This window comes from Streptomyces sp. DH10 (assembly GCF_029813805.1).
Taxonomy (GTDB): domain Bacteria; phylum Actinomycetota; class Actinomycetes; order Streptomycetales; family Streptomycetaceae; genus Streptomyces; species Streptomyces coeruleofuscus.
This window is the reverse complement of record NZ_JARVKU010000011.1, coordinates 222,696-241,716: the sequence shown is the minus strand read 5'-3', so window position 1 is coordinate 241,716 and position 19,021 is coordinate 222,696. Positions and strand designations below refer to the sequence as shown.

30 protein-coding genes and 2 pseudogenes are annotated in these 19,021 nt (G+C 65.5%); 2 read left to right on the top strand and 30 right to left on the bottom strand.

Annotated elements, in window-relative coordinates; translation table 11 throughout:
• Positions 1–19: 19 nt before the first annotated feature.
• The 29 genes and pseudogenes from QC385_RS23755 to QC385_RS23620 all read right to left on the bottom strand — a co-directional run.
• Entirely contained in the window at positions 20–403 is a 384-nt protein-coding gene (locus tag QC385_RS23755; protein WP_279543359.1) for a hypothetical protein, read from the bottom strand.
• Between the two features lie 149 nt (positions 404–552).
• Positions 553–846 (bottom strand): hypothetical protein, encoded by a 294-nt coding sequence (locus tag QC385_RS23750; protein WP_279543358.1) that lies wholly within the window; start codon positions 844–846, stop codon positions 553–555.
• A gap of 98 nt (positions 847–944) precedes the next feature.
• Positions 945–1,154 carry a hypothetical protein gene (locus tag QC385_RS23745; RefSeq protein ID WP_279543357.1) on the bottom strand — a complete coding sequence of 70 codons (210 nt, stop codon included), beginning with the start codon at positions 1,152–1,154 and terminating at the stop codon, positions 945–947.
• Between the two features lie 83 nt (positions 1,155–1,237).
• Positions 1,238–2,146, bottom strand: a complete 909-nt coding sequence (locus QC385_RS23740; RefSeq protein WP_279543356.1) for a helix-turn-helix domain-containing protein — start codon at positions 2,144–2,146, stop codon at positions 1,238–1,240.
• A gap of 171 nt (positions 2,147–2,317) precedes the next feature.
• Positions 2,318–2,953, bottom strand: a complete 636-nt coding sequence (locus tag QC385_RS23735; protein ID WP_279543355.1) for a DUF2637 domain-containing protein — start codon at positions 2,951–2,953, stop codon at positions 2,318–2,320.
• A 139-nt stretch (positions 2,954–3,092) separates the two neighbouring features.
• On the bottom strand, positions 3,093–3,323 hold the full coding sequence (locus tag QC385_RS23730; protein WP_279543354.1) for a hypothetical protein: 231 nt from the start codon (positions 3,321–3,323) through the stop codon (positions 3,093–3,095).
• Positions 3,324–3,453: 130 nt separating this feature from the next.
• Positions 3,454–4,497 (bottom strand): SprT-like domain-containing protein, encoded by a 1,044-nt coding sequence (locus QC385_RS23725; RefSeq protein ID WP_279543353.1) that lies wholly within the window; start codon positions 4,495–4,497, stop codon positions 3,454–3,456.
• Between the two features lie 548 nt (positions 4,498–5,045).
• Positions 5,046–5,237 (bottom strand): hypothetical protein, encoded by a 192-nt coding sequence (locus QC385_RS23720; RefSeq protein WP_279543352.1) that lies wholly within the window; start codon positions 5,235–5,237, stop codon positions 5,046–5,048.
• Positions 5,234–5,533 carry a hypothetical protein gene (locus QC385_RS23715; protein ID WP_279543351.1) on the bottom strand — a complete coding sequence of 100 codons (300 nt, stop codon included), beginning with the start codon at positions 5,531–5,533 and terminating at the stop codon, positions 5,234–5,236. The genes QC385_RS23720 and QC385_RS23715 overlap by 4 nt, the downstream gene beginning before the upstream one ends.
• Positions 5,530–5,751: a hypothetical protein gene (locus QC385_RS23710; protein WP_279543350.1), complete on the bottom strand. Its 222-nt coding sequence runs from the start codon at positions 5,749–5,751 to the stop codon at positions 5,530–5,532. The genes QC385_RS23715 and QC385_RS23710 overlap by 4 nt, the downstream gene beginning before the upstream one ends.
• Positions 5,748–6,059, bottom strand: coding sequence for a hypothetical protein (locus QC385_RS23705; protein ID WP_279543349.1), 312 nt, complete (start codon positions 6,057–6,059; stop codon positions 5,748–5,750). Before QC385_RS23705 ends, QC385_RS23710 begins: the two co-directional genes overlap by 4 nt.
• Entirely contained in the window at positions 6,056–6,424 is a 369-nt protein-coding gene (locus tag QC385_RS23700) for a DUF2493 domain-containing protein (protein WP_279543348.1), read from the bottom strand. The genes QC385_RS23705 and QC385_RS23700 overlap by 4 nt, the downstream gene beginning before the upstream one ends.
• Before the next feature lie 274 nt (positions 6,425–6,698).
• A complete protein-coding gene (locus QC385_RS23695) occupies positions 6,699–6,863 on the bottom strand; it encodes a hypothetical protein (protein ID WP_279543347.1) in 165 nt (54 codons plus the stop codon).
• 113 nt (positions 6,864–6,976) lie between these two features.
• A complete protein-coding gene (locus tag QC385_RS23690) occupies positions 6,977–7,573 on the bottom strand; it encodes a hypothetical protein (protein ID WP_279543346.1) in 597 nt (198 codons plus the stop codon).
• A 39-nt stretch (positions 7,574–7,612) separates the two neighbouring features.
• On the bottom strand, positions 7,613–8,371 hold the full coding sequence (locus QC385_RS23685; RefSeq protein ID WP_279543345.1) for a hypothetical protein: 759 nt from the start codon (positions 8,369–8,371) through the stop codon (positions 7,613–7,615).
• A gap of 26 nt (positions 8,372–8,397) precedes the next feature.
• The gene (locus tag QC385_RS23680) at positions 8,398–8,640 is read right to left on the bottom strand and encodes a hypothetical protein (protein ID WP_279543344.1); all 243 of its coding nucleotides are present in this window, start codon (positions 8,638–8,640) and stop codon (positions 8,398–8,400) included.
• Positions 8,637–8,936: a hypothetical protein gene (locus QC385_RS23675; RefSeq protein WP_279543343.1), complete on the bottom strand. Its 300-nt coding sequence runs from the start codon at positions 8,934–8,936 to the stop codon at positions 8,637–8,639. The genes QC385_RS23680 and QC385_RS23675 overlap by 4 nt, the downstream gene beginning before the upstream one ends.
• Entirely contained in the window at positions 8,933–9,586 is a 654-nt protein-coding gene (locus QC385_RS23670) for a toprim domain-containing protein (RefSeq protein WP_279543342.1), read from the bottom strand. The genes QC385_RS23675 and QC385_RS23670 overlap by 4 nt, the downstream gene beginning before the upstream one ends.
• A gap of 58 nt (positions 9,587–9,644) precedes the next feature.
• Positions 9,645–9,794, bottom strand: a pseudogene (locus QC385_RS44285) (hypothetical protein); the annotation flags it as partial.
• Positions 9,795–9,841: 47 nt separating this feature from the next.
• A complete protein-coding gene (locus QC385_RS23665; protein WP_279543341.1) occupies positions 9,842–10,258 on the bottom strand; it encodes a RusA family crossover junction endodeoxyribonuclease in 417 nt (138 codons plus the stop codon).
• Between the two features lie 17 nt (positions 10,259–10,275).
• Positions 10,276–11,085, bottom strand: coding sequence for a DnaB-like helicase C-terminal domain-containing protein (locus QC385_RS23660; RefSeq protein WP_279543340.1), 810 nt, complete (start codon positions 11,083–11,085; stop codon positions 10,276–10,278).
• Positions 11,086–11,103: 18 nt separating this feature from the next.
• Complete coding sequence (locus QC385_RS23655; protein WP_279543339.1) at positions 11,104–11,385, bottom strand: hypothetical protein; 282 nt, start codon at positions 11,383–11,385, stop codon at positions 11,104–11,106.
• A 106-nt stretch (positions 11,386–11,491) separates the two neighbouring features.
• Positions 11,492–11,950, bottom strand: a complete 459-nt coding sequence (locus QC385_RS23650; RefSeq protein ID WP_279543338.1) for a hypothetical protein — start codon at positions 11,948–11,950, stop codon at positions 11,492–11,494.
• Entirely contained in the window at positions 11,943–12,776 is an 834-nt protein-coding gene (locus QC385_RS23645) for a RecB family exonuclease (protein ID WP_279543337.1), read from the bottom strand. The genes QC385_RS23650 and QC385_RS23645 overlap by 8 nt, the downstream gene beginning before the upstream one ends.
• Positions 12,773–13,039: a hypothetical protein gene (locus QC385_RS23640; protein WP_279543336.1), complete on the bottom strand. Its 267-nt coding sequence runs from the start codon at positions 13,037–13,039 to the stop codon at positions 12,773–12,775. Before QC385_RS23640 ends, QC385_RS23645 begins: the two co-directional genes overlap by 4 nt.
• A gap of 103 nt (positions 13,040–13,142) precedes the next feature.
• Positions 13,143–13,448, bottom strand: a complete 306-nt coding sequence (locus tag QC385_RS23635) for a hypothetical protein (RefSeq protein WP_279543335.1) — start codon at positions 13,446–13,448, stop codon at positions 13,143–13,145.
• Between the two features lie 131 nt (positions 13,449–13,579).
• Positions 13,580–13,918, bottom strand: a complete 339-nt coding sequence (locus QC385_RS23630) for a WhiB family transcriptional regulator (protein WP_279543334.1) — start codon at positions 13,916–13,918, stop codon at positions 13,580–13,582.
• 171 nt (positions 13,919–14,089) lie between these two features.
• Positions 14,090–14,620, bottom strand: a complete 531-nt coding sequence (locus tag QC385_RS23625; RefSeq protein WP_279543333.1) for a hypothetical protein — start codon at positions 14,618–14,620, stop codon at positions 14,090–14,092.
• A 247-nt stretch (positions 14,621–14,867) separates the two neighbouring features.
• Positions 14,868–15,806 (bottom strand): annotated as a pseudogene (locus QC385_RS23620) (ABC transporter transmembrane domain-containing protein); the annotation flags it as partial.
• Between the two features lie 363 nt (positions 15,807–16,169).
• Between QC385_RS23620 and QC385_RS23615 the strand changes: the two are divergent.
• Positions 16,170–16,838 carry a hypothetical protein gene (locus tag QC385_RS23615; protein WP_279543332.1) on the top strand — a complete coding sequence of 223 codons (669 nt, stop codon included), beginning with the start codon at positions 16,170–16,172 and terminating at the stop codon, positions 16,836–16,838.
• Positions 16,839–16,952: 114 nt separating this feature from the next.
• Here the strand turns inward: QC385_RS23615 and QC385_RS23610 are convergent, their stop codons facing one another.
• Positions 16,953–17,609, bottom strand: a complete 657-nt coding sequence (locus QC385_RS23610; protein ID WP_279543331.1) for a maleylpyruvate isomerase N-terminal domain-containing protein — start codon at positions 17,607–17,609, stop codon at positions 16,953–16,955.
• A gap of 184 nt (positions 17,610–17,793) precedes the next feature.
• On the opposite strand from QC385_RS23610, the gene QC385_RS23605 reads away from it, so the two are divergent.
• Entirely contained in the window at positions 17,794–18,921 is a 1,128-nt protein-coding gene (locus QC385_RS23605; protein ID WP_279543429.1) for an amidinotransferase, read from the top strand.
• Positions 18,922–19,021: the final 100 nt, after the last annotated feature.

Sequence of the window (19,021 nt, the reverse complement as noted above, 5' to 3'; positions counted from 1 at the left end):
GGGCCGGTTTGCTGCCGGTCTAGCCGCGCGGCGCGCGGTGCCGGATCTGCCCGGGGAGGAAGTTCAGGGTGTAGGACCGGAGCGGGTAGGCCACCGTTCCGGGCTGAACCTTGATCCTGCCGTTCGGGAGGATCTCGACGACTTCGCCTTGAGGGAGGAACTCGCCGAACGTCCTGCGGTAGTCGGTCTCTCCGTCCGTCAGGATCTCGACCATCTGACCGGCTTCGTAGCGGGGCGGGTTGCATCCGTCGCAGACGCACGCGGCATCGTGGTTCGGGGTGCACGCGTCGGTGGCGGGGTCCTGCCCCGGGTAGAGGGCCGTTCCGCAGAAGCGGCAGGCAATCAGGTTCTCTTCGACGAAGCAGAGCCACCCGTGAGTGCGCTTGCTGAGAGTGACGCTCATGTTGCTTCCCTTCGTTCGGCCCCTCGGGGCCGCTCTCTCGCTGACAAGAGAAAGCTATCATTCGAAGTCGTTTAAACGCAATGCCGAATGTCAGCTTCGGGGCAGCAAAAAGGGGCCGGTCTCCCGGCCCCTGCTCGCTCGCTGCTCGCCTACTCGGCTTCGTCCTGGTCTTCGCTGAGACCCTGCTCGGCGAGCCATTCGCCGCGCTCCCACACGTCGACTCGCACGATGTGCCAGACGCGGCTACCGAACCACGCGGCGACGAAGGCGGCTCGAACCTCCCCCTCGGCGATGCCCGCCGCTCGGGCCGGTCGGTCGACTCCCGTGATGCTCAGCGTGAACTCGCTTCGGCCGAGCCAGAATTGCCCCGTCGCGCCGAAGGCGACAAGCCGCCCCGTGATCGCATCGAGAGCCTGCCGGCATTCGTCCGCCGAGAGGTTCACGCCTTCGTGCCTCACTCGCACGACAGCCTGAAACTGCACCGTTTAAACGCCCTTCCTTGGACGGTTGCGGGGCCGGTCTCCCGGCCCCGCGTTGGATGTTAGATGTCGACTCCGAAGCGCTTCGCTACGGCTTCGTTGTTCTTCTGTCCTCGGCCCCCAACGTTCCGGCTGATCCACTCGGCCGGTTGCGTCTTGTCCTCGGGGAAGCAGAGCCACCCGTGAGTGCGCTTCTCAACCCGGTATCCCTGCTCGCCGATCGCTGCTGCGAGGTTCTGCGGGTCGGTCTTCTGCTTCTTCGGCTTTGCCACTGCGCTTCCCTTGCTTGCCTCTCTCGCTGACAAGGGAGACGTTACTAGGTTTCGAAACGCAGCGTCAATAGCAGTTTCGAATCTCAGGAAGAGGCACCCGCGAGAGCAGCGCGCACCTTCTCGCGACCGGCCCGAGGGTCAATCGCAGCAGTAGGCGCAACGGTGGCGGGGGCGACGGGCTCAAGGTGCTTGCAGTCGCGGCAGAAGCCCGCAGGGGCCCCCTTGGGGAGCCAACGGCCGCACTCGACGCACTCGGCCCTACGGAGCGCGGCAGGGGCCGCAGAAGGGGCACCAGGGGCCGCGTAGCGCTGCTCGGGGAGCATGGCGACCAGGCGGTGACGCAGAAGCGCACGGGGAGACTTCACCTGCTCGGGCAGGCCAGCAGCAAGCGCGTTGCGCACTTCGAGATCCGTGAGGCCCCGAGAGAACCACTCGACGACCAGGGGGGCTATCTCCATCGCGTGAGCCGCGCTCACCTCAAGCCGAGCTTCGGAGAGTCCAAGGCGCCGCAGCAGCGACAGCGCGCGGTCGAGCTGCTCGCTCTGCCTCTTCTCCTGCTGCGAGGAATCTCCCTCCCCTCCCTGCTGCTCGCTCGACCGCTTCGCGGCCTTCTCGGCGACGGGGGTAGGGGGAAGTTCTTTCTCAAGAGTCTTTCCCCCTACGGGGGAGGCGCCGACGGCCCGAGTCTTCGGCTCACCGACCGTCGGGAACCTGTCATTCGGAAGCTCGGCAGGAAGCTCGACCATGGGGACGTCAGAGACGTGCAGAACGGTCGACCAGAGACCGCCCTCAAGCTGTCGACGAACGCGACGGACGTAGCCCGCCGTTTCGAGCTGCGCCATGGCCTTACGAACGCGCTCGCGGCCTTCCTCAACCTCAGCGCAGATCTTCTCTACGGTCATCTTCGCGCCGTCCGGCAGGCTCAGCAGGTGCCCGAGCAGGCCCCGAGCCGTCAGGCTCAGCTTCTTGTTCCGCAGGATCGCGTTCGGCATGACAGTGAAGTCACGCTCATGCTGGGTGCGGTGCACTCGCATCGGGGGCCTACCTTCTTCTCTCGCTGACAGGCGCCAACCTAAGCTAAGTTTCGAAACCGCGCAAGCTAGGTTTGCAACACGACGAAGCCCCCTGCCGAAGCAGGGGGCTCGATGGGGGAGGGGTGCGGGCTACGGGTGCGCCTTCTCGAAGGCCGCGTAGACCTTTCGCGGCATCCGGCCAGTCTCCTTCACGGCGAAGCCGTTCGATCGGGCCCACGCGCGAACGGCCGCGTGCTCGCTCGCCGGTCGCGGCTTCTCGGCCTTGAAGGTGCTGCTCGCGAGAGGAAGGGCGGGCTGCTCGGCGGGGGGCTCCCACGCGGGCCACGGCTCATCCGACAGCGGCTCTTCGGTCTCCTCATCGTCGAGCAGCTCGACCAGGGCGACAGGCTCGGCGTTGCGCTTCTTCCGAAGCTGAGTGAAGAGGTGCACCGCGAAGCCGAGGGCGACCGAGGGCACGCCACGGACAACGGGGCCAAGCAGAGTGTCGGGCGTCGCGTTGACCCACAGGGAGTAGCCGAAGAACGCGACCGCGAGCAACCAGGGGTAGGCCGTGGCCTTCCATCCCCGGTCGCGAAGCCGGTAGGCCGTCCAAGTGGCGATCGTGACGAAGCCTTCGACGATGAGCGGATAGCCGTAGGCAAGCGTCGAATCCATGCCGGCCGCGACAGCAGCCGTGTAGAGAGCTTCATAGCTCAAGGCGAAGCCGATCACGCCGATTCCGACGATGACACCCGCCGCCGCGTTGTCGCTGCGCTCCATGCTCATTGGTGATTCCCCTTGCTTCCGGCCCCTCGGGGCCGCTCTCGCTGACGGCAGGGAATCTATCACTCGAAGTCCCGGCATTCAATGTGAGGTTGGGGGGACGAGAAAGCCCCCGCCGAAGCGGGGGCTTTGAGGTTGAGGATTAGAAGGGGGGCTGTTCTGCAACTTCCTTGGCAGTGGGCTTCCAAAGGCCCTTCACGCCCCGCCAGTCGAGACGCTTCGCGTAGACACCCTGCGAGAGCATCGGGCAGTAATCGCACTTCACGGAGAACAGGAAGGCGTCAGTGCTGGGGTGGAAGACTTCCAGGCTTCCGTAATCGTGGCAGGTGTCGCAAAGGAACTCGGGGGTTTCGCCGTTCGTGACGTTCTGCATTCTCTCGCCCTTCGTTCGGCCCCTCCCGGGGCCGTCTCTCGCTGACAAGATGAAACTATCATTCGAAACAGGGTTGGGCAACGTTTAAACGCAGTAAGGCCCCCGCCGAAGCGGGGGCCGTTGTCGAGCCTTACGCGGCTATCTCCATCTCTCCGCCGAAGGGACAGCGGGGCGTTCCCATGTCGAGCCACTTCTGAGTGGTGCGGACCGTGTACCCGCCGCACTCGCAGTCTTCCGAACACACGACCTTGAGCATGCGCGTGCCCTGCTTCTTCGGGCCGGAAGAGACCGGCGTCTCGGTCTCGCCCTCGGTCTCGCCTTCGCCCTCGGTCTCGCCCTCGGGGGCCTCGGGCTTCGGCTTCGGCAGGGAGATCGGCGCACCCATCGGATACAGCGCCGAGTGCGGGTACGCGCCGAGCTGCTCGGCGATGCCACGGAGCTTCTTCGCAAGCTCGGGGCCCGCGTAGGTGGCGGTCATCTGCCCCGTGAGGCCGAGGGCCTTCGCGACCTTCGCGAAGCGTCCCTTGTGGCCGTTCACGTTGTCGTCAGCAGCGTGCACAAGCTCGTGCACGACGGTCGCGAGAACCTCAACAACGTCCGTGATCTCGGGCGAGATGAAGATGTGGTTCACGCGGTCGACGGTCGCGGCCTTCGACCAGCACTCGCCGAGAATCTTCTTGCTCTCAGCCTTCGCGCCGTAGCCGAAGCCGACCGAGATCTGAACCTTCGCGGGAATCGGCAGCCCGACCGAGACGAAGTCGGGGCGGAGGATCTCGATAGCGGCTTGAAGCCACTGCTCGCGCGTCTCGATCGGGGCGTGCTTCTCCTCGCCCTGGTCCTGCTTCTTCTCGCCAATCAGGTACGCCTCGGCCTCTTCGGGGGCGAAGAAGGCTTCATCCTGCGGGGCCTCGGGAGTCTCGGGCTTCGGCTCGACCTTCGGGGCGGGCTTGCGGCGGGGCGCCTTCGCGGCGAAGAACTCGGTACCGGTACGAATCTTGTCGACCTGCTCGCCGGTCTCGGCGTTGCGGACGATGACCACACCACGGGGCAGGAATTCGAGCGTGACGCGAACGGGGGCCTTGAGGGGCGCCTTCCGCGAGCCGCGACCGCCCCACATGAGTTCGCCCTTCTTCGTGGCGAGCTTCGCGGCCTCGGCGGGCTTCATCTTCTCCATTGTGCTTCCCCTTTGCTGGCCGGCCGTTCGGCCGGTTTCTCGCTGACAGGGAAGACAGTAGGCCGTTTAAACGGCGTTGTCAAACCTAGTTTCAAACCTAGCTTCGAGGTACCGTTTACACGCGCTCGGTGGGTAGGGTGTGGCTCTCGGTGGGCGACGCAGAGTCCATCGGGGCGGGGCCGGTCGGCCCGTGCTGGTCGGCCCCTGCAAACGCAGAACGGCCCCCGCCGAAGCGGGGGCCGTCTGGGTCGGCATCCTTCAACCGTGTCAGCGAGAGAAGGGGAAGCCGTCCGGTATGGAGACTACCAGGGGGAGCGGGCACTACTCGGCATGCTGCCGAGCTTCGATCGCTCCGAGCTGCCGCGCGATCTCGAAAGCGCGCGGGTGCGCGCCCCAAGAGCCGTAGCGCACTACCTCGACGTCGACCAGGCCGTGAAGCAGCTCGGGCCCGTCAGCGTAGATGACGTGCCGCGACCGAGGGTCTCGGCCGTTCTGCCTGCACCACAGACGGAACTGCGCTGCGCTCCCTGCGGCAACTACCGTGAGCTTCATTCGGGCGTCTCCTGCGGCTTGAGCAGGATGCCCCGCAGGGCCTCACGCTCGGCGAAGCCGATGATCCCGCCGAGCAGGTCGAAGACCCTGTCACGGGAATCCGCGGGCACTAGGCCGGCCACTTCCCGCACGGCTCGAACGAAGTCGGGCACCGTGTGAATCTCGGGCTTCTGCGGGTTGGCGGTCACTGCTTCGCCACCTTCCACGGAAGCTCGCTCACGAGCGTTCCCTTCTCGACGCGGTAGGCGAGTTCCCACCCGTCCGCCGTGCGTCGGTAGATCTCGCCCCCTCGGGCCCCGTCATAGGTGCGTCGCTGCTCCTGGTCGTAGATCCGCTCGGTGTAGGCGACCGCAGACTTCGCGCGCCCGATGCTCCCGTGATACTTCAACTCGGGCGACCTGCTCGGGACGATGCTCGCGAACGGCTCGCCCTTGAGCTTGTCGCGGTACACGGCGCAACGCCGCTCCATCGGGGTCTCGGTCACTGCTCGGCCCCCTCGGCGATGTACTGCGCCGACACGTCCTGAGTGCCAACCACGCGCGTCACGCTGGTCTGACGGAACGCGGGGGCCGAATACTGACCCTTCATGCCGGACAGGCAGCGCTTCACCTGTCGGTCTACGCTCTCTTCGGTCTTGCCTTCGATCACCCGAGGAAACTTGGGGTAGCAGCCGTTCGGGTTGTCGACGATGACTCGGATCACTTCACGGCCCCCTGCGCGACAAGCTTCACGGTCATCTCGAAGGCACGGTTCTCGGGCATGCCCTCGGCCTTGAGCGTCGAGTAGATGGCGCCGATCGAAGCGGCAGCGCTGACTACGTCAGCGGGCACCTTCGGCTTCGCCTCCAGCTCGGTCACGCGCCGCTTGAGCCGGTCGCGCTGCCGCTTCATGTCGCGGACAACCTGAGCCGTCGAGTAGCGGCCCTTGCTCTCGGCGAAGTGCGCCGCACGCTCGATGTGGTCAGCCTCGGTAACGGCGGGGCCGTTCAGGAAGAAACGGTCAGTGTTCACGCTACGTACCTCACAGTAGGGATTTCCGCCTTCTCGGCGAGAGCGGCAGTCATGGAAGCGCCACGGGAGTTGGCGCGGATGAAGGCGAGGCAGACGTCTGGACGCTGCTCGACCATGGCGGCATTGCGGATGAAGCCCGCGCTCTTTCCGTAGCGGGCCCAATCGGCGGGGAAGCGCTCGACGCGCATTCCGAAGGTCTTCGCGTAGTCGTCGGCGATAGCGTCTGCGCCCGTGGGGCAAGCGCCGTGGATCAGCGTTGCCCACTGGTGCGGACACTTCATCTCGTACAACTCGCGGAAAATGGCTCGGCGGATAGTGTCGACGTCCCACCAGTCACGCGAGCCGGTCACCAGGATGCGCAGCATCAACCGCAGTCGTGATCCGCGTGAACGATGACCGGGGGCGTGTAGGTTCGGCCGGTCGACGCGTCCCCCTTCGGGCTCTTGGGGGCCTGCTGTCGCGGGGCGGGGCCGGGCGCCGGCCGAGGGGCGGAAGGCTTCGAGAACGACGTTCCCGAGCTTCCTCCGCCGGGCCGAGAAGCCGCACACGAATCGGTCGCCGTACAGGCAACAACGCTCGCGGCGACCAGGGTCACGGCGACGAGACCGCCGATCAGTCGCTTCTCTCCGGGCGTCTGCTTCACGCTTCCTCGCTCTCTTCAAAATCCCGCAGGTCGAAACCCTCGGGAAGAATTCTGTTGGCGTACTCGTACGCCTTTCTCGGCGGAACCCCGTCAGTGGTGAGAACCTCGAAGCACACTCGGGCTTCGTCGAGAATGGCGAAAGTCGGGCGCGTTCCGCGCATGCTCCCCCTTGATTGGGGAGGAAAGAGCCGGGCCGTTTCACCGGCCCTTTCCTCGTTCGCATGCTTAGTTTCGCAGCCCGCCTATGGCGGTTTCAAACCTAGTTTCAGCGCTGCTAGTCGGCGAGAGCGCCGACCGTGCGGCGCCCCGGGCCGTCGTGTTTCTTCGCGGCTTCCTGCTTGCGGATCACGCCGTTGTTCAGAGCACGCGTCACCTTGTCGATAGCGCGCTGTAGCTTCACCTTCTCGGCACCCGTCAGAGTCTCCTCAACCTCGTATCGCCGAACGATGACTTCCTGATAGTCGGGCGAGAGGGAGTTGAACGCTTCGTTGATGTCCCACAGGGCGACGACGACACCGCCGGCCGTGACGGAAACGCCGTCATCCTTCGTGGGCATCTTTTCCCACAGCTCGGGGCGGAAGAAAGCCTTCTCGAAAAGCTGCCGAACCTCGATCATCGTGTAGACGTACTCGGCCGAGTGTGCGATGTACGAATACCGCTCGGCGCCGCAGTAGGCATAGGCGAACTGCTTGAAGTTCTTCCGAAGCTGCCCCTCGGGGTAATCGGCCTTTTCGTAAGTGCCCTTCCGTTCGAGCACCTGAAGAAGGATCTCCTGCCGGATGTCCTCGACGTCGAAGCCCGGGTATTCGGCGGCGACGCGACGGGCGACAGCCTCGGCGAGCTTGGTGTAACGGTCCCAGTCAATAGCCATGCTGTGTGTTCCTCGTTTCGAATGGTAGGTTCGGACCGTTTAAACGCCGTAGGTGGTCCCGTCGACCGTGAAGGTTCCGTTCGGGTGGATCACGACCGGTACCGGGGTGACGCGTCGCCCGTCGACCAGGAGAAGGCCGAAGCCTTGGTTCCAGTTGGCGCTACCGGCCTTGAGGTAACCGGCTTCCTTCATGTTCATGAGGTTGCCGACTTCGAAGCCGTAGCGGTGCCGCGTGATGCGGCCGTTGACCACGTCGTGATCGTGCTGCAAGCCGAGCTTGTGCGTGTGGCCACAGACGACCGAGTAGCCCCAACGTCGCGCGAGACCGAGCGCCGTTCCGCCGGGCGTGCGATTCTGCCCGCCCTCGTCGCCATGCGCGAGCAGCCAACCGGGGGCGATCTCCCACGGCTCTTCGTGGTACGTCACGCCGAGCTGCTCGAACTGCATCATGGCGGGGAAGGTGAGCGCTTCGTAGCCCATGAAGCCGGGTGCGTACTGCCGGAGGTAGTTCATGGGGCGGTCGGTGTGGTTCGAGCGCATGACGTCGATCGGTCCGTCATGCACGTCGCGCACGCGACGGTAGAAGGCTCGCCCCTGCTGAACGTGGCTCTGCATGTCGCCCGCGTACTCGCCGGCCATCCCGCGAGTCCATCGCGAGATCATGGGAAAGTCGAGATCGTCGCCCACGGACGCTACGCCGTCCGGCTTCCAATCCTTGATGAACGTCAGCACGTTCTTCACGGCGCGCTTGTCGTGATAGGGAATCTGCATGTCGCTGAGGACGACGATTCGCTTCAAGGTGTCTCCTGAATCCGCGGTGAGTGTTAGAGCGGCGGGAGCCGCTTCACAACGGCTTCGAGCCGCTGCAATCGGATGTCGACCATGGCCGCGTACACGCCGAGGTCTTGAGCCTCTTCACGGGCCCAAGCGACAAGCTCGGGGAGCGGCATGGTCTCGAACTTCTGCTTCTCGCCTTCGCTGTACTGCTCGGCCCCTACGCCGAGCACGCGCTGACGGCAGGCGCGAAGGAAGTGCCCGAAGCTGTCGGCGAGCTGCTCGGGGGTCACTGGTCACCCGACTTTCCGGCGTAGTCGCCGACAAGCTGAACGGCTTCGCGGCGCAACCTGCGGTCGCTCTCCATCTCCCGCAACTTCCCCTCGGCCTTCCGGCAAGCGTCGACCAGGGCCGCAAGCCCGGAAGGGAAGAGATGCGCGTGAACGAAGGCTTCCGTCACCAGGGCCGAGCCGAGGTAACGCTTCCGCCTGATCTCGACAACCGGCCCGAGGTGGTCGGGCTTGACTCGGTAGAAGTGCTCTTCGGGAAGCTCGGGCGCCCCCGCGTCGAGAAGTAGGGTGTCGGTCACTTCTTGATCTCCAATCGGTCGAGCAGGGCGGCGCCGCCGCTTTCGAGGAAGAACGAGTTCACGTCATGCCCGCCGGGCATCGGCGAGATTCGCGCGTTGTTGATCTGCGGAGCTACCTTCTCGGCGAACTCCATTCCTTGCCCCTTGTCGTCAGCGTCCGCGAGGATGTAGACGGCTTTGTAACCCTTGAAGCAGCGGGCGAAGTAGTCTTTCCACGCGCTCACTCCAGCGATGCCCACGGCCGGTATTCCCACCTGCCGGGTAATGGCGGTATCGAACTCACCTTCGCAGATGGCTATGAAGTCGCTCGGTTCGAGCAGAGCGTTCGCGTTGTAGATGCGGGGCGGATCGCCGGGAACACTGCGATACTTGGGGCCTTCTCCGTCGCCGATCCTGCGGAAGCGTACGGAAACGATTCCGGCACGAGTGAGGTACGGGACCGAGATGTATCCGTGTGCGCTCTCATGTCCCGGCAAGGGGTTTTCTACGTACCCCAGCCGAAGCGAGCGAACGCTGTCCTCGGACAGGCCCCGATTCGTCAAATACTCCTCGGCGTGGATTCCCGCCGGTCCGTGAAGAGCCGCTTCGTATCGTGCCGTAGCTTCCTCCAAGAAGCTTCTCAGCGCAGGCTCGGGCACAATTGAAGTCACGGCAACCTTCCTCATGCATGATTACGTCGAAGCTGTCTCCCGAGATGTCGCACGCGAAGCAGCGAAAGCGGTTCTCTTCGGTGCAGACGGAAGCCGAGGCGTTCCTGTCTTCGTGGAAGGGACACTTCATCTTGCGGAACCGCGAGCCTTCGGGAACGCCTGTCGCTCCGTAGTGCTCCAGCACTTCCGCAATGGGAGGCTTTTCCATCGGTCCCCCTTTGCGTTTCGAATATTAGCTTCGCGTCTATGGCGGGATCAAAGCTCGGTGTCAGCGTCGGATATTCGGATGAGCGCCCCGGGCTCTTCGTCCTGGTGCGCGTACACCTTGAAGGCGTTGAGCTTCACCACCTGGGCGTCATCGCGGTACGCGCCACCCATGCGCAACGCGTCGAGCGTGCTGCGGCAGAGCTTGTCTAGGTCCGGGTACTTCCCGGGGTACGGGGGAGCGCCGGCCTTGAGCAGGTGCGAGAAACGTCCAGTGCGGAAGTGGCTCTTCGGGCGGGGCATGAAGAACCACACGGACACGCGCACGTAGGGCAGTTCGGGGAAGGCGACCTTCTCGGTCGCCGAGGCAACCGCGGATCGCCACGGCTTGACCTTCTTCGACGACTCGACCATGACGCCCCCGCCTACATGGCGCTTGCTCCCCTGCGGGGCGGGGAGGCCGGTCACGCGAACCTCAAGACACTTCATCCCGTGAGCCGCATCCGTTCCATGTCGGCTTCGAGATAGAGCGTCATGGCGCCGGACGCGTCCGCTCTGCCTGTACGGTTCTTCACGACCGATACGCCCATGCGTGAGGTGGACAACTCGCGGTCGATGTCGTCTTGGACGCGGTGAAGCGTCAGGATCATCTCGGGTACGCGGCCGATCTGCCCCTTGATCTGAGACAGGGGAACGGGCTTGTCTCCGTCGTTCGACTCACCCTTGACGTGGTGCAGCGCCACGACGCACGCGCCGGTTTCGCGGGCGAGTTCGTGCAGGTACTCGCAGACCTTCTCAAGACCCACGTAAGAGCTGCTGTCGCTGTCGACGTCGGGCACGACGTTCGAGAGGTTGTCGACCACGATGAGTTCGGGCCACGCGCCATACGTGACCGCAAAGGCTTTCAGCTCGGCTTCGAGATCATCGATCGTGAGCGAGGCTTGGAAGTCCCATCGCAGATGATCGAAGCCGTTCAACTGCGCTTCTACGGCGGTCGTGTTGCCGTTCTCAAGAGCGTTCTCGATATCGCGCGTCGACCAGCCCGAGACGTTCGCGGCAGCGCGAACGAACATGGTTTGAGGGTCGGTATCGGCCGAGAAGTAGAAGCTCGGCACGCGAGCGTGCAGCGACAGGCAGAGGCTCAGTGCGCTCTTACCGACGCCAGGGGCCGCAGCGATGAGCGTGAACTGTCCTCGGCGGAAGTGGACGGTCGCGGCAGCGAGCGTCTTCCAGAGGGTAGGCAGGGGTTCACCGGCCTTACCGGCGTCGCCCTTTGCGCGAACGATCGTGTACAAGCTTCCCCCCTTCGAGGATCAGGCAGAGCGCAGGGCACGCACGCGAATGCGACCGGCCCAAGAGGGATTGCGGGCGATCATCATTCGGGCGTAGTGAGCAGCGAAGTCGTTGTTCACCTTGAATTCGTCGCTGCTCTTCGTCTTGATGGATCGGTCCCAGCGCATGACTTCGAAGAGAAGCTGAACGCCGAGCGACGTCTTGCCCGACTCGAACCACTGCTTCGCGAGCCTCTCCATTTCGGTGAGGACGTGCGGGTTGTCGCGGTGGAACTGCCGGAAACGGGACTCGATAGAAGGCATGGGTGAACCCTTCGGGGAAGTGGGAAAGGGGAGCGCGTTGGTATCCGGCAGTCGCGCCCCTGCCGTTTCGAATGACAGCTTCGCGCCCGTTTACACGGGCTCGCTGCTACTTGATGAACTCCAGCTTGCAGGCGCTCGGGTCACCCTGCGGGGCAGGGCAAGCCCACGCTCGCCACGAGCCGGGCTTGCCGTTCTTGTACGGCCGCTCAAGGAACTTCTTCGTACCGTGCGGGCACGTCGGGGGCTGTCCGTACGGCGTCCCCTGCGGCGCGGCGGGGGCCGCGTAGCCGCCCTGCTGCTGCGGGGCGTAACCTCCCTGCTGCGGTGCAGCGTTGGCCGGCCGCTGGTCGTAGTTCCCGGGGTGCTCGACCGGACGCGCGCCGAGCGCGGCAAGAGCGTCTTCGGCTCGCATCATGGTGACCGCTTCGCCGACCAGCGCGGAAATGCCGCTCTGCGAGTAGTTCGTCAGAAGGTCGGTGAACTCGGCCATGCTCGCGGCCTTGATGACAACCCACGCGGCGTCATGCCCACCGTGAGCCTTGAGCGTTGCGCTGATCTCAGCCATTCACATTCTCCTTCGCGGGATACTGTCGGGCGTCTTGCCCGTTGAAGTCGCAGAAGCGACGGACATTGCAGGTGCGGCAAGCGTCACCAGGGTTGGGCAGGAAGAGGCCGAGCTTCACGGCCTGGTCCATGTTCTTGAGCCAACGGGTGATCTTCTCGCGCGTGTAATCCTGGAGATTCCATGGATCGGTCGGGGCGTTGTTCTTCGCCATGTAGAAATCCCCGAAGCCCGGTTTGACGCCGAACATGTCGTCAAGGGCGTGGTCGTACATGGCGAGCTGAAAGGCCGTGTCGGGAAGCTTCGTGCCGGTCTTGAGGTCGCGCACTCGAAGGTGCCCGTCCGGGTACTCAACGACTTGATCGATGTACCCGATGACGCGAACGCCGTCCAAGTCGAGTTCGAAGGGAAGTTCAATGGCCTTGATGCCCTCGGCGGGCTCCCAAATCTTCCACTCGGCCTCTTGCGCGTACCAGAAGTACGCGTCTACCTGCGCAAGCCCCTTCTCGTGCCTTCGCTCGATGTCGACAGCGGGCTTGATCTTCCCGCCCGTGAGCCACTTCGACGTATCCGGCTCGACTTCGAGAGCCTTCGCGTGCTCGCGCTGCCATGCAGTCTCGAACCACTCGGCCATCTGATCGGGGCCGTGACGCCGGTTGCTCTTCTCCCACAGCTCGACGGCTTCGTGAAACGCGGTGCCCTGGTGGAACCAAGCTGCGGGCGTCTGCGGGGCCTTCGCGACCTTCTCAAGGCGGTAAGCCTCCCCGCACCGCACGAAGGTCTGATACTGCGATACGGAGCGATGCGGGGGCTTCTCCGGGGTCGTCACCGGCGCTTCTTGCCGTAGGGGGTCGGCTGGCCGGCCGCGACGTTCAGCGTCTCGCCGAGGTACGCGGCCGTCGTGACCGTGCGCGTGAGATCCGGGATCGCGCCGTTGTCGAGCATGACCGAGAAACCGGCCGCAGCGAGCTGCACGACGACTCGACCGGTCTTCGGGTCGTACTGGGGGCGAACGGCGATCTCGTCGCCCGTCAGGCTCTTGATGGTCGCGGCGGGAGCGTCAGCGAAGGCGTTCGAGGGGACAGCGGTCATGATGGCTCCGTTTCGAATGACAGGTTCGGGGCGCAAAAAAGAGGCAGTGTGGTCTGCCTCTTTTTGCGTTTGCGTGTTCAGTGTTGTGGTGTGGCTTGGCTTGCTATTCGAACAGCCAGTACGAGTAAGTGATCTCGTCGTTGCACGAGCATCCAAGTCCGTCGCTCCGTCGCGCCCCGAGCCGAAGGGCCCGCTGGGGAAGGAACGGTTCGACCATGTTGAAGTCGTCGACGTCGGTCGACTTGGGGCACCAGGCCAGCTCAAACAGGGTGCCCTCGCGGTATCTGAGGCGGGCGAGGCTGATCAAGTGGGGGTAGTCCACCAGGACGTCGGCGCCTATGAGCGTCATCCTCCGGATGGTCTCCAAGTCGATCGCCGTCTCGAACGGCTCTACGGCAAAGCTGGTCACTGGCTGTTCCTTTGACTGGCACACCAACACCCCCTGTGCTGGCGTGAACACATCGCATAGATTACCTGTTCGAACCGTGAAGACCCACGTTTCGGCCATTGCGTAGGCCAAAAACAAGGCGGGCGGTCTGTTTAAGCGACCAGTTCGAGGCGGTTGATGCGATCTGCAAGCGTCTTGCGCGGTATGCCCAGAATCGAGGACATGGCGCGTACGCTCATCCCGTCGGCCAGAAACGCGCTGATCTGCTCGTTCAGCTTGTTCTCGTCAGCCGCGCGGCGCTCCAGCGCAGCTTCTCGGCGCTCACTGGGGGAAGTTCCGCCCCACACGCCGTGGGGTTCGTTCTGGCCAAGCTCGGCGCACACGTTGAGTAGCGAGCACTCGGCCCGGCAAGCCGCTTTAGCGAACTCGACCCCGAGGGGCGTTTCAGAGAACCAGAGTTCGGGGGCCTGCTCGCACGGCAGCGCGTTCAATGCCGCTCCAATCTTTGGGGGTTGGGGCGGCGTTTCGCCTTGACGGCTGCTCACCCCTGCCTTCTGAAACTAAGTTTCGCAGTGGGCATATGGCGGTGTCAAACATAGCTTCGAACGCAAAAAGCCGCCCTGTGCGGAGGGCGGCCCGGGGGTGGTTAAAGAGCGGGTGACTTACCTTGCGGTCTCGGCCGGTCGGGCGCTACCCGTACCGCCACGGGGATTCTTCTTAGGTTCGCTGGCGCGGACGAGAGCCTTCGACTGCTCGCTGTCGTTCACATCTTCGGGGAAGGGGCCGTCTTCCTTGCGTCGCTTGCTGTAGTAGAAGCCGCCCGTGCTCGGCGAGGCAGGATTGGGGGGCATGTCGCGGTCGTAGCACACGACGACATCGGCAGCCTTGATCTCCTCAAGCCACCGTTCGAGCATCCCCAACTTCACCTCGGGGACCTCCTGCTTCGCCTGGCGGGCGCCGAGTACGCGAAGCATGAGCGCGGGGTGAGCGTTGGCGTGCGCCTGAGCCACGGTCCATGGAAGCAGGTGCTTGTAAGAGGGGCGCCTGCCTGTAAGGCCGGCCTGCTGTAGCGCGAGGTAGACGGCCCCCTTGGTCACGCCATACTTCTCGGCGATCTGCTCATACGTCATCTTGTCCTGCTGTCGATGCTTCTTGAGGACGTCACTCGAAGGGAGGATCTTCTGGGCGGGCATGATCCCTCATTTCGGGTCTGTGGGGAGTGGTCTAGTCAAATCGTTGGCCATAACTTACTGACCGGTCAACCAACCTGTCAATCGGAACCTGTACTTAGGGTTGCCTTCCCGGTTCTGCTTTTTTCGAATCGTACTCGATGACAGCTTCCGAGTCTCAGCTTCCCCGGATTTGGTTGACCAGGCCCCCCGTGGGCCCGTACCTTGTTGCCCCATAGAGCGTGCATCGCCGCAGGTCAGAGCGAGATTACTGGTTGAACTCGAACATGATCCGCGTCGCGTTGCCGTAGTAGGTGAAGGCGACCACGATCGCCTCCACGCCGAGCCCGCCCCCGGCGAGCGTGACCGCGAGCAGCAGGCCCACCGCGTTGGTCAGCACGAACAGCGGCGCGACCAGCGTGTCGATGCGGAGGTTGCCGTAGTCCCACGACCGCAGCGTGAGCCGGCGCGAGGCGGCGACCCGGGAGCGGTGCTCGGCGGCCTCGCGCTCCTCCGCGGCGAACGCCCGCACCGTGTCCATGTTCATCAGACTGTCAGCGACGTGGCCCGAGACCCGGGCGATCGCCTCCTCACGCTGGTCAACCAGCGCCTGGCGGCGCCGGATGAGAGGCACCACCAGCACCCCGGTCAGCGCGATCATCACCAGCAGTGCGACCACGAGCAGGGGTTCGTAGCGCCACAGCACCACCGCCCCGAAGACCAGCGGTACGAAGCTGCCCACGATCTGGAACGTCAGCGTGTCCACGAACTGCTCGAAACGCGAGGCGAAGCTCAGGACGCGCTTGGTCAGCGAACCCGCGAAGTTGTCGTGGAAGAACGAGGCGTCCTTGGCGAACAGCTCGTCCATCCCGATCACGTACAGATGCTCGATGCCGAGGGCGTCGAGGCGGTTGAGGCAGTGCAGGGCGACGCGCCACAGTGCCTCCGACAGCAGCAGGACCCCGGCGAAGCCGAGGACGTACGGCAGTGTCGAGTCGACCGTGACGTCCTTGTCGTCGGCGATGTCGCCGACGAGCTTGGCGACGATCAGCGGCGCGATGTAGCTGATTCCGATGTTGCCCAGCGCCATGAGCAGCATCGCGGGTGCCGTCAGCCGGCGGAGCCGGGACAACTCCCGTCCGTAGTAACGAAGTGCGAGAAGTACCGAGCGCTTGCCCGGCTGAACCCTGCGCGATCCAGGCGTTTCCATCCCACCCCTGTGTCGTTCTGTGGCCGTCCGCCACGCTGGTGCGGGCAGGGGCCATCACCGAAACGGATGTGTGGAGATTCGGGTCGAGTCCGGAAGTGTCCCGCGATGGCGACCACGGAGTCCAAGCGTTTTCCGGCCGGGCGGTGGTGCGCAGGGAGCGCCAAGGGGCACGGTCGGCGGACTCGGGGCGGGACGGTGGTGCGGAGCCGGCCGGGCGGTCCGGTACGTGAGCGGGCGGGTGTCGGTAGGACCACCCCCGCATCGGGTGTCCAGGCCCAGGGACGGGCCGTGCCGGGGGCGGCAGCATGAGTGTCGTCGGCAACGGGCCGGCGACGAACCCGCCACCGGACTTCGGGGGACCCCATGAACGAGACCTTCGCCAGGCGCCTGACGGGCCTGGCCGGCATCGCCGCCGCGGCCGCCCTGATCATCGAAGTACCGCTGTACTTCGTCTACTCCGGCCCGCCGCCGGACGCGAACGTCCTCACCAGGCTGCTGCTCGCGATCTTCTCGCTGGCGTTCCTGATCGTGTTCGTGACGGCCTTCCGTGAGCTGGTCAAGCGGGTGGACCCGGCCTACGCATGGGTGGGTTCGATGGCCTTCGCCACCGGGCTGGTCTACGCGACGGTCACCCTGGTCTCCAGCGGGCTGGAAGCCGGCGCGGTCATCGCCGCGGACCGTTCGATCGATCCGACCATCACGGTCAGCGGCACCTACATCCTCTACGGGTCGATCGGCCGTGTGCTGCTGACACTGTTCCTGGTCGCGGTGGGCTTCGGCATCTCCCGGACGAACCTGCTGCCGCGCTGGACCAGCCGCTCCGCCTATGTCCTGGCCGGTGTCAACCTGGCCTTCGTGCCGTCCCTGTTCTTCGGCAACGACCCGGCGAACTTCTACGCGGCGAACGGCTGGGGCACCACCGCTTCGATGGGCGCGATCCTCAGCTACTGGCTCCTCGCCCTGGGCATCTCCACCTACCGCAGCGCCACCCGCCGTACGCCGTCGGCCGGATCCCCGGCCCTGCGGCACTGACACCGCGGCCGGCCGAGTCAGCCACGTCAGCGCGATCCCGCCGGGTCCAGGAGCCTCAACTGCTCCTGGACCCGGTTGTGCGAGCACTGTGTCCTGCTGCGGCCGCTTGCCCGCTCAGCCCAGGTAGAGCGGGAGCCCGGAGGCCAGTGCGCCGAGGCCGGCCCGCTCCGCGTCGGTCGGCGGTCGCCGCCCCGTCCCCACCAGCAGCGCGTCCTGGTCGGAGAACGACGGGGGGAACGGGCTCCCCACGATCCGCTCCAGCATCTCCCGGGACCGGGCGAGGCCCTGAGAGGGCGGCGGCGCGGCGTCCGGGAGGTGGGCGATCAGGTCGAGATGGTGCAGCGTCCACTCCAGGACGTACGTGGAGAGGTAGTCGCCCACGGTGAGGATCTCGTCGCGGGTGCCGACCCTGAGGCCGGGGTCGGCGAGGTCCGCGGCGCGGCCCGCGGCGGAGCCGACGTCGTCCAGGTGGAACTTGAGCAGGTGCGGTTCCTCGTACGCGGCGGCCAGCCGGACGGTCAGCGCGTCGAGCGGGTCGTCTCCGGTCGGCGGCGTGTCGGAGATCTCCCAGTAGGTCAGCGCGTCCCGGGTCGGTTCCCCGTCGGCGGGGGTGGCGAGGGTGATCAGGACGTCCTGCGCGTCGATGACCAGATGGCACACCAGGTCCCGCACCAGCCAGCCGGTACAGCCGGACGGCCGGGAGAAGTCCTCGTCGGACAGGTCGGCGATCGCCGCGCGCAACGCCGTCCAGGAACGTGCGAAGAGATCCACATCGGCAACGTAGTGCGACGCCGCGAGGGCCGACAAGCGTTGTGCGGGCGGCCGGCTCACCCGCGCGGGCGATGCGAGCGAACGCGACTGTTGACGTGCACAGCGCCAGCACGCCACGTTGAGTAACCTGGTAAGTGCGGTGCATCACCGAATCCGCGATCCGAAGGTGGTGGGCATGGCCATCATGGGGAGGCCCAGGGCAGCGGCCGCGACGGACGAGGCCGTGGAGCCCCTCGTCTCGCCGGTCAACTCGCACACCGAGTGGGATCCACTGGAGGAGATCATCGTCGGGCGCCTCGAGGGCGCGACGATCCCCTCCGACCACCCGGTCGTGACCTGCAACGTGCCGACCTGGGCCGGACGGCTTCAGGGCCTGGCCGCCGGCTTGCGGTATCCGCGCATGCTCGTCGAGCAGGCCCAGCAGGAGATCGACGGGTTCGTCGCCCTGCTGGAGTCCCTCGGTGTCACGGTCAGACGGCCGGACGCGGTCGACCACCGGCGCCGTTACGGCACCCCGGACTGGAGCTCACGGGGCTTCTGCAACACCTGCCCGCGGGACAGCATGCTCGTGATCGGCGACGAGATCATCGAAACCCCGATGGCCTGGCCGTGCCGGTACTTCGAGACCCACTCCTACCGCCCGCTCCTCAAGGACTACTTCCGGCGCGGCGCGCGCTGGACGGCGGCACCCAAGCCGCAGCTCACGGACGAACTGTTCGATCCGGACTTCCGGATCCCGAAGAACGGCGAGCCGATGAGGTACATCCTCACCGAGTTCGAGCCCGTCTTCGACGCGGCCGACTTCGTCCGGGCCGGACGGGACCTGTTCGTCACGCGCAGCAACGTCACCAACCGGATGGGCATCGACTGGCTGCGCCGCCATCTCGGGCCGCAGTACCGCATCCACGAGATCGAGAGCCGCTGCCGCGCGCCCATGCACATCGACACCACGTTCGTGCTGCTCGCGCCCGGAAAGGTGCTGGTCAACCCCGAGTACGTCGACGTCGACCGGCTGCCCGGCGTCCTGAGCTCCTGGGACGTCCTGGTCGCCCCCGAGCCCGACCCGATCGACGAGGCCCTGCTCAAGGTCACGTCGATGTGCGGCAAGTGGCTCAGCATGAACGTGCTCATGATCGACGAACGGCGGGTGATCGCGGAGCGGCACCACACCGGCATGCTGCGGGCCCTGGAGAAATGGGGCTTCGAGCCGATCCCGTGCGACCTGCTGCACTACGCGCCGTTCGGCGGCTCGTTCCACTGCGCCACGCTCGACATCCGGCGCCGCGGCTCGCTCCAGTCCTACTTCGACTGACCTGCGTCACACGCCGGCGCCCATTGCCGGCGGTGCCGGCAGGTGCGCGGGCCGTCCCCGACGGTGACCGGCCGGCCCGATGGACGGGCCCGCCCTCGAG

Bases quoted from the DNA above. Each gene is read 5' to 3' on its own strand.
- QC385_RS23625 (WP_279543333.1), bottom strand. From the start codon at position 14,620: ATGCCCGCCCAGAAGATCCTCCCTTCGAGTGACGTCCTCAAGAAGCAT.
- QC385_RS23725 (WP_279543353.1), bottom strand. From the start codon at position 4,497: ATGGAGAAGATGAAGCCCGCCGAGGCCGCGAAGCTCGCCACGAAGAAG.
- QC385_RS23695 (WP_279543347.1), bottom strand. From the start codon at position 6,863: ATGCGCGGAACGCGCCCGACTTTCGCCATTCTCGACGAAGCCCGAGTG.
- QC385_RS23740 (WP_279543356.1), bottom strand. From the start codon at position 2,146: ATGCCGAACGCGATCCTGCGGAACAAGAAGCTGAGCCTGACGGCTCGG.
- QC385_RS23650 (WP_279543338.1), bottom strand. From the start codon at position 11,950: ATGGCTGAGATCAGCGCAACGCTCAAGGCTCACGGTGGGCATGACGCC.
- QC385_RS23700 (WP_279543348.1), bottom strand. From the start codon at position 6,424: ATGCTGCGCATCCTGGTGACCGGCTCGCGTGACTGGTGGGACGTCGAC.
- QC385_RS23755 (WP_279543359.1), bottom strand. From the start codon at position 403: ATGAGCGTCACTCTCAGCAAGCGCACTCACGGGTGGCTCTGCTTCGTC.
- QC385_RS23605 (WP_279543429.1), top strand. From the start codon at position 17,794: ATGGGGAGGCCCAGGGCAGCGGCCGCGACGGACGAGGCCGTGGAGCCC.
- QC385_RS23615 (WP_279543332.1), top strand. From the start codon at position 16,170: ATGAACGAGACCTTCGCCAGGCGCCTGACGGGCCTGGCCGGCATCGCC.
- QC385_RS23735 (WP_279543355.1), bottom strand. From the start codon at position 2,953: ATGAGCATGGAGCGCAGCGACAACGCGGCGGCGGGTGTCATCGTCGGA.
- QC385_RS23730 (WP_279543354.1), bottom strand. From the start codon at position 3,323: ATGCAGAACGTCACGAACGGCGAAACCCCCGAGTTCCTTTGCGACACC.
- QC385_RS23655 (WP_279543339.1), bottom strand. From the start codon at position 11,385: ATGCCTTCTATCGAGTCCCGTTTCCGGCAGTTCCACCGCGACAACCCG.
- QC385_RS23640 (WP_279543336.1), bottom strand. From the start codon at position 13,039: ATGACCGCTGTCCCCTCGAACGCCTTCGCTGACGCTCCCGCCGCGACC.
- QC385_RS23690 (WP_279543346.1), bottom strand. From the start codon at position 7,573: ATGGCTATTGACTGGGACCGTTACACCAAGCTCGCCGAGGCTGTCGCC.